A 14,607-nucleotide genomic window follows, 5' to 3' on the forward strand; every position below is an offset into this window, starting at 1 on the left:
GTGGACGTCAGGGAGTCGGACGACTTCGACGCCGCGGGCCAGGCGCTGGCCAGGGCCTTCCACGACGATCCGGTGATCGGGTGGCTGCTGCCCGGCAACCGCGGCGCGGCGGGGATGTTCGCCACGCTGGCCCGGCACACGCACGCGATCACCGAGACGGCGCCCAGCGGGGGCGGCGCCGTGGCGGGGGTCGCGCTGTGGGACCCGCCGGGCCACCGGCCCGACGACGAGGCGGCGATTCCCGGCCTGGTCGAGGCCATGGGCGACCGGGTGCACCAGGGCCTGCTGCTGGAGGCGGAGTTCGCCCGGCACAAGCCCGCCGGCCCCTACTGGTACCTGGCCCAGCTCGGCACGGTGCCCGAGCTCCAGGGCACCGGGGTCGGCGGCGCGCTGATGCGCGCGGGCCTGGCCAGGTGCGGCGGCCTGCCGGTCTACCTGGAGAGCAGCAAGGAGTCCAACGTGCCCTTCTACGAGCGGTTCGGGTTCGTGGTCACCGAGCGGTTCACGCTGCCGGACGGGCCGCCGGTCTGGGGGATGCTGCGCCCACCCCAGAGCTAGTAAGCGACGGCTTACCGGTTTATCGTGACGCCATGTCCACGCTGACGTTCGACTCACTGAACCCGGCTACCGGCGAGGTCGTCGGCAGTCACCCGAAACACGACGCCCAGGCCGTGCACGAGGCGGTGGCCAGGGCCGGGGCAGCTGCGGAGTGGTGGGCGGCCCTGCCTCCGGAGGAGCGCAGACGCCGCCTGCTCGACTACAAGGCGGTCATCACGCGGCGTCTGCGGGAGCTGGCCGCGCTCGTGCACGAGGAGACCGGCAAGCCCGTCGGCGACGCCACGCTGGAGATCGTGCTGGCCGTCACGCACCTCGACTGGGCGGCCCGCAACGCCGCCAAGGTGCTGGGCCGCCACCGCGTGGCCACCGGCATGCTCGGGCTCAACCTGGCCGCCACGCTCGAATACCTGCCGCTCGGCGTGGTCGGCGTGATCGGCCCGTGGAACTACCCGGTGTTCACCCCGATGGGCTCCATCGCGTACGCGCTGGCGGCCGGCAACGCCGTCGTGTTCAAGCCCAGCGAGCTCACCCCCGGGGTCGGCGTGCGTCTGGCGGAGCTGTTCGCCGAGTCGGTGCCCGAGCAGCCGGTGCTGCAGACGGTGACCGGGCTCGGCGAGACCGGCGCGGCGCTGGCCGCCGACCCCCGGGTGCGGAAGGTGGCCTTCACCGGTTCCACCGCCACCGCCAAGCGGGTCATGGCGGCGTGCGCGGAGAACCTCACGCCCATCGTGGCCGAGTGCGGCGGCAAGGACGCCTTCATCGTGGACGCCGACGCCGACCTGCCCGCCGCGGCCGACGCCTGCCTGTGGGGCGCGATGTCGAACGCGGGCCAGACCTGCGCGGGCGTCGAGCGGGTCTACGTGGTGGACGCGGTGTACGAGCCGTTCATGCGGGAGCTGTCGGAGCGGGCCGCCAAGGTCAAGGCAGGCCAGGACTACGGCCCGATCACCATGCCCGCCCAGCTCGACATCATCAGGCGGCACATCGACGACGCCACCAAGTCCGGAAAAGTAGTGACAGGCGGCCCCGACTCCGTACGGGCGCCGTTCGTGGACCCCGTGATCGTGGCGGACGTGCCGGAGGACTCGCCGGCCGTGCGGGAGGAGACGTTCGGGCCGACGATCACCGTCCGGCGCACCCGCGACGCGCAGGAGGCGCTGGAGCTGGCCAACGCCTCGGCGTACGGACTGGCGGGCACGATCTTCTCGCGGAACGCCCGCCGGGCGACGCAGCTCGCGCGCGCGATGCGTACCGGGATGACCGCCGTCAACTCGGTGATCTCCTTCGCCGGGGTGCCCGCGCTGCCGTTCGGCGGAATCGGCGACTCGGGGTTCGGCCGCATCCACGGCGCCGACGGCCTACGTGAGTTCACCAGGCCAAAGGCGGTCTCCCGCCAGCGCTTCGCCCTGCCCGGCATGAACCTGACCTCGTTCAGGAGGGGGCCGGATGAGCTTGAGCGACTGATCAGGCTTGTCACGTTCTTGCACGGGCGACGTAAAAGATAATCATCGCGCTCTTTCCCAAATCCGATCATCCGTCCATAATTGTGTGCTCTGGGGGCCACGATCATGTTGGACGGGTGGAATGTGAACCGGTCTTACCGGGGAATGTCGGCCGAGCAAAGGCTGGCGGACAGACGCGAGCGGCTGATGACGGCCGCCTACACGCTATACGCGAAACCAGGTTTCGCGGCGACGACCATCGAAAGATTGTGCTCGGAGGCGCGGATCTCCAACCGCGCCTTCTACGAATGTTTCGGCGGCCGCGAGGAGTTGCTCCAGGCGCTGCACGAGCGGTGCGTCGAGGAAAGCCTCGCGGTTGTGGCCAAAGCGTTACAGGAGGCGCCGAGCACGCTTGACGGAAGAGTCAAGGCGGGGATTCGCGCCTATATCGAGTTCGCCGCCGCCGACTGGCGGCGGGCCCGCATCATGCACCTGGAGGTGCGCAGATCGGGCGACGTCCTGACAGCCTCGCGTCAGCGGGCGGTGGACGCCTTCGCCCGGCTCGTGGAGGAGGCCTCGGCGGATTTCCCGCAGGGCCCGACGCTCAATCGGCGACTGGTGGCACTTGGCGTAATTGGCGCACTACAAGAGCTGCTGATCGAATGGATACTGGCCGAGGAGCAGCCGGGCATCGACGAACTCGTGGAGGTGGCCGTGCACATCTTCATCCGCAGCCTGAGTCCGTCGTGACCCGCCGATTACCCGCAGTGATGGGGTCACGAAATAATCACTTTCGAAGTTCTTTCCCGGAGCCCACGCCCATGATAGCGGCCGACCCGAAATCTACATTCCATCTATATTCGGCTCGCGGAAAGGGCGCGGGCGACGGCTGATCGGCACCCGGCCCCGATATGTGACCTCAGGCCACCGCGGCCGCGGGAACCTCGACGTGCAGGACCCGATTCAGCCGGGTCACCGCCAGGATCCTCATGATCCGCGGGGGCACCCCCCGAAGTACGAGGCGGCGTTGCACGCTGATCGCGCGCCGATGCGCCCCGACCAGCACCCCGAGGCCGGTGGCATCGATCATCTCCAGCTTGGAGAGGTCGAGGATGAGGTCGCCCTCGCCGGCGTCGAGCGCGGCGTGCAGCCGTTCGCGCACGCCGGCCGACGTGCCGGCGTCGAGCCGGGCACCGATCCGTACCGTCTGGCCTCGTGGATTGCGCCGGACGCGCATGCCACCTCCTCAGTCACGCACATGGCGTGTGGTCGCCGGGATCGAAACCCCCGCTCTCCTCCTCTACCCAGCTATCGGCAGTGACACGACCGCCGTCAGCAGGAACTGTCCGTCGCCGATGGGAAGGGCCGTCATGCTCCCGCCCACGGCGGCCATCCGCTCACTCATGCCGATCAGCCCGCTGCCCAGGTCCTCGGCCTGCCTGCGGGCCACTCCGTCGTTGCGCACCGCCAGTTCCGCCTCCTGGTCGGTGAAGCGCAGCGTGATGTCGCAGAAGGTCGCGGCGCTGTGCTTCAGGACGTTGGTGACCGCCTCGCGCACCGCGTAGGCGAACACCGGCGCGACCCCCGGGGGCAGCTCGCGGTGCGGCAGACGCACCTCGCAGCGGACGCCCGCCGCTTCGAGCACTCCCCTCACGCTATTCAGCTCAGCGGTCAAGTCAAGTTCGCGGTAGCCGCGCACGGCCTGCCGCAGCTCACGCAGGGCCTTGCGGGTCAGCGTGTTCACCTCCGCCATCTCGTCCTTGGCCGCCCGGACGTCGGCGTCGGCCAGGCGCACGGCCAGCTCGGTCTTGACGGCGATGGCGGAGAGCTGGTGGCCGACCAGGTCGTGCAGGTCCCTGGCGAAGCGCAGCCGCTCCTCGGCCAGGGCCAGCCGGGTGTGCGCCTCGCGGCCGTCGTGGGCCTGCACGGCCAGGGTCCAGATCCAGGCCCACATCCGGTTGGTGCAGGGCAGCGCCGCGGCCCACAGGACGTCGAGGGCGGCGATGATGACCAGCGAGACGAGGAAGGTGTCACCGCTCTCCGCGAGCAGACCCGTCCCGCCCAGCACGGCCAGCGCGCCGAGCCCGATGCAGACCGCGCACGTCGCCACACCCAAAGCCAGCGCCCGGCGGCTCGGCAGCCCGATCACCGCCACCGACAGCCAGACCATGGGCACGAACCCCCAGCCCATCGGGTCGGCCCCGCCCAGCACCGCCGCCAGGAACGCCAGAGCGCCGGTCCACACGATCTCTCTCGTGGGATACCGGCGCTCCAGGACCGAGGCCACGACCCGGACGAAGAGCCAGGTGAAGGCGAGCGCGGCGACCGTCGCGGGCACGAGCCGCGGCCAGCCGACCGACCCGGCGCCGAGGCCGAACACCGCCGAGGCGACCAGGAAGATCCACATGATCGCGAGCGTCGAGTTCAGCATCCGGCGGGTCGAGCGGCGTGCCCGCGTGATCGCGTCCATCTAGCCCGCGCGCAGCACGTCGCCGAGCTTGAGCCGGGCGCCCGTCCGCAGTACCGCCCGCTCGTAGACCTTGGCGCCGAACGACAGCACCGCCAGCACGGCCACCGCCATCGCCGCCATGGACGCCGCCACCTGCCACATCGGCACGTCGGCCGCCGCCATGCGGACCGGCATGATCATCGACGAGAACGGCGGGATGTAGGACATGACCGTGGCCAGCGTGCCCGTGGGATCGTTGGTGGCGTAGAAGGCCACGAAGTACGTGACCATGATGAGCATCGTCAGCGGCGACATCACGCTGCTCACCTCCTCCTGGCGGGAGACCAGCGAGGCGAACGCCGCCGCGAGCGTGGCGAAGAACGCGTACCCGAGCACGAACCAGACCAGCACGGCGGCCACCAGCCCCGGGATGCCCGGCGGGAAGTCGGCGGCGAAGCCCGACGCCGAGGTGGCGATCAGGCCGACGGCGAGGATCGTGAGCAGGTTGATCAACCCGAGCACGCCCAGCCCGACGATCTTCCCGGCGAGCAGCTGCCACGGGCGCACCGCCGCCAGCAGGATCTCCACGATCCTGCTGCCCTTCTCCTCCACCACGCCCATGGCCACCATCATGACCTGGCCCATGAGCAGCATGAACAGGACGAGCACCAGCACCACGGCGATCCCGGTCTTGGCGGCTTGGTAGCGGGTGTCCACGCCCACGGAGACCATCTGTAGCGGCGGGATCGTCACCCCGGCCGCGCCGAGGCGCATCTCCCGGTTGGTGCTCTGCATGAGCACGCCGAGCTTGGAGTCGACCTCGCCGTCGGTGAGCACCTTGTCGCCGTTGACCAGCACCGCGTCCACGTCGCCGGCCAGCACGGCCTTCTTGGCCGCGGCCTCGTCCGGGAAGGTGCGCCACTCGAACTCGGCCTCCGGCGCGGCGGCCTTCAGCGGGAGCTGCTGGGAGTTGACCGTGCCCAGCGTGTACGAGTCGTTCCCGCCCATGATCTTGGGAGCGAACGACACCGCCGCCACCAGGATGACGGTCACCAGCAGGCCGACGAGGAACGTCTTCGTGCGCACCTGCGTCACGATCTCGCGGCGGGCGATCAGCATCAGTCCGTTCATGCCACGGCCTCCTTGAAGATCTCGGTGAGGGTCGGCTGCTCGACGCCGAAGTGCTCGACGCGGCCCGCCTTCATGGCGCGGCGCAGGATCTCCTGGTCGTCACCTTCGGTCGTCCGCAAGGTGTGCAGGTCGCCGTGGACGGCCACCGTGCCCGGCAGGCCGTCGGCCCAGCCCGGGGCGGGGTCGCGGACGTCCACGCGCAACGTCTCGCCCTCGGCGGCGCGCAGCTCGGCCACCGTGCCCGTGGCGACCATCCGGCCGCCGGAGACGATGCCCACCGAGTCGCACAGCCGCTCCACCAGGTCGAGCTGGTGGCTGGAGAAGATCACCGGCACGCCGCTCCTGCACCGCTCCTGGAGGGCTCCGGCCAGGGCGTCCACGGCGAGAGGGTCGAGCCCGGAGAACGGCTCGTCCAGGATCAGCGCCTCGGGGTCGTGCACCAGCGCCACGGCGAGCTGCACGCGCTGCTGGTTGCCCAGCGACAGCGCCTGCACCGCGTCGCCCCTGCGCTCGGTCAGCCCCAGCCGCTCGATGAGGTCGTCGGCGGCCTTCTTCGCCGCTGCCGGGGCGAGCCCGTGCAGCCGGCCGAAGTACTCGATCTGCTCGGCGACCCGCATCTTCTGGTACAGCCCGCGTTCCTCGGGCATGTAGCCGAAGCGCGTCCGGTCGTCGTGGCCCAGCTGCCGGTCCCGCCAGCGCACCGATCCGGAATCGGCCTGGAGCACGCCCATGACGATGCGCATCGTCGTCGTCTTGCCCGCGCCGTTCGCGCCCACGAAGCCGTACATCTCGCCCGGACGTACCGTGAAGCTGATCCCGTCCAGCGCGACCTTGCCACCGGGGCTGTCGGGACCGCCGGCGAAGCGCTTGCGCAGCTCGCTGATCTCGAGCATCAGGCCCTCTCTCTCGTCATGGGTAAATAGTGGCTTTGATGGCGTTCGTCCTGGTAGTCGTGGAAATCATGGAGGTGACATGGAAAGCGCGTCCCGCTCGGATGACATTTGTCATTACGCTGGGTCCATGACGCGTGCCGACAAGGACAAGCCCGTCGTCCTCTCCCGCATCTACACCCGTACGGGCGACGACGGCACCACCAACCTGAGCGACATGAGCCGCGCCGCCAAGACCGACACCCGGCTGGCCGCGTACGCCGACGTCGAGGAGGCCAACGCCTGCCTGGGCCTGGCCCTGTCCCATGGCACCCTGTCCGCCGACCTCGTGGCGGTCCTCGTGCGCATCCAGAACGAGCTGTTCGACGTGGGGGCCGACCTGGCCACGCCCGTGGTGGACGATCCGGAGTTCCCGCCGCTGCGGGTGGAGCAGTCCTACATCGACCGGCTGGAGGAGCAGTGCGACCGGCTCAACGCCGAGCTCAAGCCGCTGCGCAGCTTCATCCTGCCCGGCGGCGACCCGGCCACGGCCGCGCTGCACCTGGCCCGGGTGACCGTACGCAGGGCCGAGCGCACCACGTGGGCGGCGCTCCAGGCCCACGACGACGTCAACCCGCTGACCGCCAAATACCTCAACAGGCTGTCCGACCTGCTCTTCATCGCCTGCCGGGTCGCCCACGGCGGCAACGAGATCCTCTGGAAGCCCGGCGGCACCCGCTAGGCGACGTCGAGGTACGCGCTGGGCGGCGCCGACTCCAGCCAGGCCAGGAACCCGGTGAGCGCGTCGGCGCTCATCGCCAGCGACAGGCCGCGCGTGGTGCCGCCGCAGTCGACGGCGTAGAGGCCGCCGTCGATCTCACGCCGGGCGGAAACGACGAGGCCGCGCCTCGCGATCGCGTGGCGCGGCCTCAGACGGACGCTCATGAGCGGAATCCAGTGGAGCTCACCGTCGGCGTAGCGGGCTACCCCGCTCTGCCAGCCCCGGCTCTCTACTTTCAGCCGACAGGGGACGCTGCCGCGCGAGCGGGCGAGCGTCATCCCTCGCAGGACCACGAGGGCGACCAGCAGCAACAACAAAACCGAAACCGTCGCCACCATGGCCGCCCCCCTGAATCCCGTTGTATGTATTAAACCTCTTCGCCCGCCGCGCGCAGCCGGGCCCTGGCCCGCTTCGCCTCGATCGCCGCGTCGGCGTCCTCCTGGTTGGCCTCGATCGAAGCCTGAGCCCGGTCGAGAGCGTCTCGGGCGGCCGCGACGTCGACCTCGGAACCGAGCTCGGCGACCTCGGCGAGCACCGACACCTCATCGTCGGCCACGGAGATGAACCCCCCGTGAACGGCCGCGACGAGCTCGGGCTCGCCTTCCCGCTTGACGCGCAGCACGCCGCCCTCGACGAGAACGCCGAGCACAGGTGCGTGTTGCGGCATAATACCGATCTCGCCGTCCACGGTCTTGGCAATCACCATGTCGGCCTCGCCCGACCAGATCTCACGCTCGGGTGAGACAACCCCTACGCGTAGCTTCGCCACTTCTGTAGGTTCCTTTCCGATCAGGTAGTGGCACGGGTTCTCACGCCCGTGCCACTACCGTAGGGCGATCAGCGACGCTCGAGTTCCTTGGCCTTGGCCACGGCCTGGTCGATGCCGCCGACCATGAAGAACGCCTGCTCGGGCAGGTGGTCGTACTCGCCGGCGCACAGGCCCTTGAAGGAGGCGATCGTCTCGTCCAGCGGGACGTTCTCGCCCGGCTGGCCGGTGAACGCCTCGGCGGCGTACATCGGGTGCGACAGGAACCGCTCGATACGACGGGCCCGCTGCACGGTGACCTTGTCCTCTTCGGACAGCTCGTCGATACCGAGGATCGCGATGATGTCCTGGAGCTCGCGGTACTTCTGCAGGATCCGCTTGGTCTCCTGGGCCACCCGGTAGTGCTCCTCGCCCACGACCTGCGGGTCGAGGATCCGGGAGGTGGAGTCGAGCGGGTCCACCGCGGGGTAGATGCCCTTCTCCGAGATCGGCCGGGACAGAACGGTCTGCGCGTCGAGGTGCGCGAACGCGTTGTGCGGGGCCGGGTCGGTGATGTCGTCGGCGGGCACGTAGATCGCCTGCATCGAGGTGATCGAGTGACCGCGCGTCGAGGTGATGCGCTCCTGGAGCACACCCATCTCGTCGGCCAGCGTCGGCTGGTAACCCACCGCGGACGGCATGCGGCCGAGGAGGGTGGAGACCTCCGAGCCCGCCTGCGTGAAGCGGAAGATGTTGTCGATGAACAGCAGCACGTCCTGCTTCTGCACGTCGCGGAAGTACTCCGCCATCGTCAGCGCGGACAGGGCCACCCGCAGACGGGTGCCCGGCGGCTCGTCCATCTGGCCGAAGACGAGCGCGGTGTCCTTGAGGACGTCCGCCTCCTCCATCTCCAGCCAGAGGTCGTTGCCCTCACGGGTGCGCTCGCCGACGCCGGCGAACACCGAGGTGCCACCGAAGTTGCGGGCGACACGGCGGATCATCTCCTGGATGAGAACCGTCTTGCCCACACCGGCGCCACCGAACAGGCCGATCTTGCCACCCTGCACGTACGGGGTGAGCAGGTCGATGACCTTGATACCCGTGACCAGCATCTCGGTACGGGACTCGAGCTGGTCGAAGGGCGGCGACGGCCGGTGGATGCCCCACTTCTCGGTGATCTGGAGCGAAGCGGTCGGCACGTCGAGCGACTCGCCGAGCGTGTTCCACACGTGACCCTTGACGACGTCGCCGACGGGCACCGAGATCGGGTGGCCGGAGTCGGTGACGGCCGTACCGCGGACCAGGCCGTCGGTGGGCTGCATGGAGATGGCGCGGACCACGTTGTCACCCAGGTGCTGGGCGACCTCCATGGTCAGGGTCTTGGTCTCGCCGCCGAGGGTCACCTCGACGTTGAGCGCGTTGTAGATGTCGGGCATCGCCTCGACGGGGAACTCCACGTCGACGACGGGCCCCTTGACGCTGGCCACACGACCGGCACCGGCCGACGTGGGCTCAACAGTCTCAACAGCCTCTGCAGTCATTTCACTCTTTCCCCGCTGCGGCGTCAGCCAGCGCGTTGGCGCCACCGACGATCTCGCTGATTTCCTGGGTGATCTCGGCCTGGCGAGCCTGGTTCATCTGCATGGTGAACACGCGGATCAGCTCGTTGGCGTTGTCCGTGGCGGACTTCATGGCGCGGCGGCGCGCAGCCTCCTCCGAAGCAGCCGACTGCAGCAGCGCCGTGAAGATGCGGGACTCCACATAGCGCGGCAGCAGCGTTTCGAGGACGTCGCCCGCGGTGGGCTCGAACTCGAAGTACGGCGGGATCGTCTCGCTCGCCGTCGCCTCGGTCTCCTCGACCTCCAGCGGCAGCACGCGCTTGACCACGACGTTCTGGGTCAGCATCGAGACGAACTCGGTCGAGACGATGTGGATCTCGTCGATCCCCGCCTCTTCCTTGAAGGAGTCGATCAGGATCTGCGCGATCTCCTTGGCGTCGGCGTAGGCCGGCTTCCTGGAGAAGCCCACCCACTGGCCGCCCATCGTACGGTTGCGGAAGGTGTGCCAGGTGACACCCTTCCGGCCGGTGACGAACGGCACCACCGTCAGGCCGCGGCTCTCCAGCAGCCCGCGCAGGGCCTCGGCCTCGCGCAGGACGTTGGCGTTGAAGCCGCCACAGAACCCGCTGTCGCTGGTGACGATGAGGACGCCCGCCTTGGCGGGGTTCTCCTTCGCCACGGTCAACGGATGGTCGACGCTGGCCGCGTTGCTGACGACGCCGGTGACGGCGCGAGTGATCTCACGCTCGTACGGCAGCGCCGCCTGCATCCGCATCTGCGCCTTCACGATCCGCGAGGAGGCGATGAGCTCCTGGGCACGCGTGATCTTGGCGGTCGACTTGACCGACTTGATCCGCCGCCGCAGCAGCCTTAGCTGGGCACCCATGAGCTACTTCTCCGTCGCCGGACGGACGACCTTCTTGATCTTCTCCTGGCCGACCTCGCCGGCTTCGAGCGGCGCCACCGGCTCGTCCTTGACCAGGAGCTCGCCCGAGGAGGTGGTGAAGCCCTTCTTGAACTCCGTGACGGCGTCCTTGAGGCTGGTCACCGCGTCGTCCGACAGCTCGTTGGTCTCGCGGATGCTGTCGAAGATGCCCTTGTGGCTGCTCTGCAGGTAGTCGAGGAACTCCTGCTCGAAGCGGCGGATGTCCTCGACCGGAACCTCGTCGAGCTCACCCGTCGTGCCCGCCCACACCGACACGACCTGCCGCTCCACGGGGAACGGCGAGTACTGCGGCTGAATGAGCAGCTCGGTCAGGCGCTGACCGCGCTCCAGCTGGGCGCGGGAGGCCGCGTCCAGGTCGGAGGCGAAGGCCGCGAAGGCCTCCAGGTCGCGGTACTGCGACAGCGACAGACGCAGCGTGCCGGCCACCTTGCGCATCGCCTTGATCTGCGCCGAGCCACCGACTCGGGAGACCGAGATACCGACGTTGATGGCGGGACGGATACCGGCGTTGAAGTAGTCGGTCTCCAGGAAGCACTGGCCGTCGGTGATGGAGATGACGTTGGTCGGGATGAACGCCGACACGTCGTTGCCCTTGGTCTCGATGATCGGAAGACCGGTCATCGAGCCGCCGCCCATGTCGGCGGAGAGCTTGGCGCAGCGCTCCAGCAGACGGGAGTGGAGGTAGAAGACGTCACCGGGGAACGCCTCGCGGCCCGGCGGGCGGCGAAGCAGCAGCGAGACGGCGCGGTAGGCGTCGGCCTGCTTGGTGAGGTCGTCGAAGATGATGAGGACGTGCTTGCCCTGGTACATCCAGTGCTGGCCGATGGCCGAACCGGTGTAAGGGGAGATGTACTTGTAACCGGCCGGGTCGGAGGCCGGGGCGGCGACGATCGTGGTGTACTCCAGGGCGCCGGCCTCTTCGAGACGGGAACGCACCTGGGCGATCGTCGAGCCCTTCTGGCCGACCGCGACGTAGACGCAGCGCACCTGCTTCTCGGGGTCGCCCGAGAGCCAGTTGTCGCGCTGGTTGATGATGGTGTCCACGGCGACGGCCGTCTTGCCCGTGCCACGGTCACCGATGATCAGCTGGCGCTGGCCGCGGCCGATCGGCGTCATGGCGTCGATCGCCTTGATGCCGGTCTGCAGCGGCTGCTTCACCGGCTGCCGCTGAACGACCGAAGGGGCCTGCAGTTCGAGGGCGCGCAGGCCCTCGGACTCGATCGCGCCCTTGCCGTCGAGGGGGTTGCCGAGCGGGTCGACCACACGGCCGAGGAAGTTGTCGCCGACGGGCACGGACAGGACCTCGCCCGTCCGGCGGACCGTCTGGCCCTCCTCGATGTTGCTGAAGTCGCCCAGGACCACGACGCCGATCTCTCGGGGGTCGAGGTTCAGGGCCAGGCCGCGCGTGCCGTCCTCGAACTCGAGCAGCTCGTTCGCCATCGCCGAGGGAAGGCCGGAGACATGGGCAATGCCGTCGCCGGCGTCGACGACGGTCCCGATCTCCTCGCGCGCGGCGCCTTCCGGTTCGTACGCCTGGACGAAGCGCTCAAGCGCGTCCCGGATCTCGTCCGGCCGGATCGTAAGCTCCGCCATCTCTACTCTGTCTCCCTATTCATTCGGCGCTCACTGCGCCTCAGCCGGCCAACCGGCGGCGGACTTCTTCAATTCGTCCCACGATCGTGGTGTCGATCATCTCGTCGCCGATGCGAACCGAGAACCCACCGAGCACTCGCTTGTCCACCTCGACGTTCAGGTGCACGTCACGACCGTAGGAGGTGCGCAGCCAGCCGGCCAGTCGCTGCTTCTGCGCGTCGGACAGCTCGACCGCGCTGCGCACGACCGCCACCAGGCGCTGGCGCTGCTGGGCCACGAGCTGGCCGAACTCCTCCAAGCCCATTTCCAGGCTACGCCCTCGCGGGTGCACCGCCAGCTGCGTGATCAGGCGCAGGCTGGTGGGGGCGACCTTGCCGCCGAGCAGGTCGCTCAGCAACTGCCGCTTGCCCTCGCCGGGCGCGGCCGCGTCCGCGAGCGCGCGGCGGAGGTCGGGGTTGGCGGCGACGATGCGGCCGAAGCGGAAGAGCTCGTCCTCGACGTCGTCGAGCCGGGACTGGCTCTCCGCCTCAGCGGCAGCGGCGACGACGCCGAGCCGTTCGAGCGAGTCGGCCAGGTCTCCGGCGCGCGACCACCGGGCCGAGACCGCGGCCTCGGTCGTGGCGATGGCCGCCTCGGAGACCTTGCCGCCGAGCAGGGCGCGGATGGTGCCCGCCTTCTGCTCGCCGGGCCTGGCCGGGTCGGACAGCGCGCGGCGCAGGCCGTGCTCGCGGTCGAGCAGATCCGCGACGGCGAACAACTCGTCGGAGAGCGCGCCGAGGTCGGCGCTGCCCGCGACCGCGTTGAAGCGCTCCTCGACCTCTGCCAGCGAGGTCCTGCTCAGACCTCGCATTAGCGCACCGCCTGCGCGTTGCTGCTCTCGAGCTCGTCGAGGAACCTGTCCACGATGCGGCTCTGGCGGGCCTCGTCCTCGAGGGACTCGCCGACGATGCGGCCCGCGAGGTCCGTGGACAGACGGCCGATCTCCGTGCGGAGCTGCGCGAACGCGGCGGCACGGTCGGCCTCGATCTGGGCGTGCGCGGCCTCGACGAGACGACGGGCCTCGGCCTGCGCCTCCTCGCGGAGCTCCGCCTTGATCTGCGCGGCCTGCTCGCGAGCCTCTTCACGGAGCCTGCCGGCTTCGCGGCGGGCCTCCTCAAGCTGCTGCGCGTACTGCCGCTGGAGGTTCTGCGCCTCGGCCTGGGCCTCCTCAGCCCTCTTGATGCCACCCTCGATCGCGTCGGTCCGCTCGGCCAGAGTCTTCTGGATGCGCGGAACGAGAATCTTGCCGACGACGAGGAGGACGACGAGGAACGAGAAGATACCGACGACGAGCTCGAACGTGTGCGGAAGGAGCGGGTTCGCCCCTTCTTCCTGCGCGAGGAGCGTAGCTGCCTTAATCATGGGTGCAGCCTTTCGTCAGAATTCTTCTGGTCCTAGATGCCCTGGAAGATGAAGGGCGCGACCAGACCGATCAGGGCGAGGGCCTCGGTGAGGACGAAGCCGAGGAGCATGTTCTGGCGGATCAGGCCGTAAGCCTCGGGCTGACGCGCGATGGCCTGCACGCCCTGACCGAAGATGATGCCGACGCCGATGCCGGGGCCGATGGCGGCGAGACCGTAACCGATGGCGGTGACGTTGCCGGAGACCTCAGCGAGAACGCTCATTGCTATTTCCTTTACTGGACGGCCGGTGAAGGGAGTCCCACCGGTCATGGATATTCCGGTATGTGGTTCTCAGTGATCTGGGTGCAGCGCGCCGCCGATGTACATCGACGCCAGCATCGCGAACAGGAAAGCCTGCAGGAACTGGATGAACAGCTCGAACCCGGTCAGGATGATCGTCATGATCACACCCACCACGCCGACGGGAGCACCCAAGGGGGTCAACTTCTCGAACAGGAACCAGAAGCCGACCATGCTGAAGAACGCGAGCAGCATGTGACCGGCGAACATGTTCGCGAACAGTCGGACCGCGTGCGTGAACGGTGCGATGATCATGTTCGAGAGGAACTCGATCGGCGCCAGGAGGAAGTAGATCGGCTTGGGCAGACCGGGCGGGAACATCATGTTCTTGAAGTAACCGATGCCGCCCTGGTGCTTGACGCCCAGGTAGACCTTGATCACGTAGATCGAGATCGCGAGCACGGCCGGGAACGCGATGTGCGAGGCGACCGGGAACTGCGCGAGCGGGATCACACCCAGGACGTTCCAGAACAGGACCAGGAAGAAGAGCGTGATCAGCAGGCCCATCCACCGATCGGCGTCCTTGCCGAGGAACGGCCGGGCGATCTGGTCGCGGACGAACATGTAGCCGTACTCGACGACGTTCTGGGTGCCCCGCGGCACGAGCTTCGGCTTGGCGAAGGCGACCCAGCAGACGGCGATCACCACGAGCGCGCTCAGGATCGCCAGCAGGACCGGCTTGGTGAACCAGGTCACCCCAGGGATGATCGGCGTGAACGAATTGAACAGCTCATCGGGCGATGGCGCCCGGAAGTTGTCTTCGGGGGCGAGGACCGTCAGCGCAATCACGCG

The 14,607-nt window shown here is 68.9% G+C and carries 17 protein-coding genes; 4 read left to right on the top strand and 13 right to left on the bottom strand.

The window, feature by feature from the left end:
• The 3 genes from AB0J97_RS16285 to AB0J97_RS16295 all read left to right on the top strand — a co-directional run bounded on the left by AB0J97_RS16285 (position 1) and on the right by AB0J97_RS16295 (position 2,750).
• Positions 1-558, top strand: coding sequence for a GNAT family N-acetyltransferase (locus AB0J97_RS16285; RefSeq protein ID WP_364089005.1), 558 nt, complete (start codon positions 1-3; stop codon positions 556-558).
• A 32-nt stretch (positions 559-590) separates the two neighbouring features.
• A complete protein-coding gene (locus AB0J97_RS16290) occupies positions 591-2,063 on the top strand; it encodes an aldehyde dehydrogenase family protein (protein ID WP_364089008.1) in 1,473 nt (490 codons plus the stop codon).
• A 144-nt stretch (positions 2,064-2,207) separates the two neighbouring features.
• A complete protein-coding gene (locus AB0J97_RS16295) occupies positions 2,208-2,750 on the top strand; it encodes a TetR/AcrR family transcriptional regulator (RefSeq protein ID WP_364089011.1) in 543 nt (180 codons plus the stop codon).
• A 169-nt stretch (positions 2,751-2,919) separates the two neighbouring features.
• Here AB0J97_RS16295 and AB0J97_RS16300 read toward each other — a convergent pair whose 3' ends face one another.
• The 4 genes from AB0J97_RS16300 to AB0J97_RS16315 all read right to left on the bottom strand — a co-directional run bounded on the left by AB0J97_RS16300 (position 2,920) and on the right by AB0J97_RS16315 (position 6,473).
• The gene (locus tag AB0J97_RS16300) at positions 2,920-3,237 is read right to left on the bottom strand and encodes an STAS domain-containing protein (RefSeq protein WP_352324282.1); all 318 of its coding nucleotides are present in this window, start codon (positions 3,235-3,237) and stop codon (positions 2,920-2,922) included.
• Between the two features lie 63 nt (positions 3,238-3,300).
• Positions 3,301-4,470, bottom strand: a complete 1,170-nt coding sequence (locus AB0J97_RS16305; RefSeq protein WP_364089014.1) for a sensor histidine kinase — start codon at positions 4,468-4,470, stop codon at positions 3,301-3,303.
• Complete coding sequence (locus tag AB0J97_RS16310; protein WP_364089017.1) at positions 4,471-5,580, bottom strand: ABC transporter permease; 1,110 nt, start codon at positions 5,578-5,580, stop codon at positions 4,471-4,473.
• Positions 5,577-6,473, bottom strand: coding sequence for an ATP-binding cassette domain-containing protein (locus AB0J97_RS16315; protein WP_357695114.1), 897 nt, complete (start codon positions 6,471-6,473; stop codon positions 5,577-5,579). The genes AB0J97_RS16310 and AB0J97_RS16315 overlap by 4 nt, the downstream gene beginning before the upstream one ends.
• A 127-nt stretch (positions 6,474-6,600) precedes the next feature.
• Here AB0J97_RS16315 and AB0J97_RS16320 point away from each other — a divergent pair, with 127 nt between their 5' ends.
• Positions 6,601-7,191: a cob(I)yrinic acid a,c-diamide adenosyltransferase gene (locus AB0J97_RS16320; RefSeq protein ID WP_357695112.1), complete on the top strand. Its 591-nt coding sequence runs from the start codon at positions 6,601-6,603 to the stop codon at positions 7,189-7,191.
• On the opposite strand, the gene AB0J97_RS16325 is transcribed toward AB0J97_RS16320, so the two are convergent.
• The 9 genes from AB0J97_RS16325 to atpB all read right to left on the bottom strand — a co-directional run bounded on the left by AB0J97_RS16325 (position 7,188) and on the right by atpB (position 14,604).
• Complete coding sequence (locus AB0J97_RS16325; RefSeq protein ID WP_357695110.1) at positions 7,188-7,568, bottom strand: DUF2550 domain-containing protein; 381 nt, start codon at positions 7,566-7,568, stop codon at positions 7,188-7,190. The two genes, AB0J97_RS16320 and AB0J97_RS16325, sit on opposite strands and share 4 nt — an antisense overlap.
• 29 nt (positions 7,569-7,597) lie before the next feature.
• Positions 7,598-7,999 carry a F0F1 ATP synthase subunit epsilon gene (locus AB0J97_RS16330; RefSeq protein ID WP_080042501.1) on the bottom strand — a complete coding sequence of 134 codons (402 nt, stop codon included), beginning with the start codon at positions 7,997-7,999 and terminating at the stop codon, positions 7,598-7,600.
• A 68-nt stretch (positions 8,000-8,067) separates the two neighbouring features.
• Positions 8,068-9,516 (bottom strand): F0F1 ATP synthase subunit beta, encoded by a 1,449-nt coding sequence (atpD, locus tag AB0J97_RS16335; protein ID WP_364089023.1) that lies wholly within the window; start codon positions 9,514-9,516, stop codon positions 8,068-8,070.
• Between the two features lies 1 nt (position 9,517).
• Positions 9,518-10,420, bottom strand: coding sequence for a F0F1 ATP synthase subunit gamma (locus AB0J97_RS16340; RefSeq protein WP_357695105.1), 903 nt, complete (start codon positions 10,418-10,420; stop codon positions 9,518-9,520).
• A gap of 3 nt (positions 10,421-10,423) precedes the next feature.
• Complete coding sequence (gene atpA / locus AB0J97_RS16345; RefSeq protein ID WP_364089026.1) at positions 10,424-12,073, bottom strand: F0F1 ATP synthase subunit alpha; 1,650 nt, start codon at positions 12,071-12,073, stop codon at positions 10,424-10,426.
• A gap of 40 nt (positions 12,074-12,113) precedes the next feature.
• Positions 12,114-12,923 carry a F0F1 ATP synthase subunit delta gene (locus tag AB0J97_RS16350; protein ID WP_364089029.1) on the bottom strand — a complete coding sequence of 270 codons (810 nt, stop codon included), beginning with the start codon at positions 12,921-12,923 and terminating at the stop codon, positions 12,114-12,116.
• Positions 12,923-13,474: a F0F1 ATP synthase subunit B gene (locus AB0J97_RS16355; protein WP_357695099.1), complete on the bottom strand. Its 552-nt coding sequence runs from the start codon at positions 13,472-13,474 to the stop codon at positions 12,923-12,925. The genes AB0J97_RS16350 and AB0J97_RS16355 overlap by 1 nt, the downstream gene beginning before the upstream one ends.
• A gap of 32 nt (positions 13,475-13,506) precedes the next feature.
• Positions 13,507-13,737, bottom strand: coding sequence for an ATP synthase F0 subunit C (gene atpE, locus AB0J97_RS16360; RefSeq protein ID WP_138666586.1), 231 nt, complete (start codon positions 13,735-13,737; stop codon positions 13,507-13,509).
• A gap of 69 nt (positions 13,738-13,806) precedes the next feature.
• Entirely contained in the window at positions 13,807-14,604 is a 798-nt protein-coding gene (gene atpB / locus AB0J97_RS16365) for a F0F1 ATP synthase subunit A (protein WP_364089032.1), read from the bottom strand.
• Between the last annotated feature and the right edge of the window lie 3 nt (positions 14,605-14,607).

It is taken from the genome of Nonomuraea sp. NPDC049607, assembly GCF_040675375.1.
Classification (GTDB): Bacteria; Actinomycetota; Actinomycetes; order Streptosporangiales; family Streptosporangiaceae; genus Nonomuraea.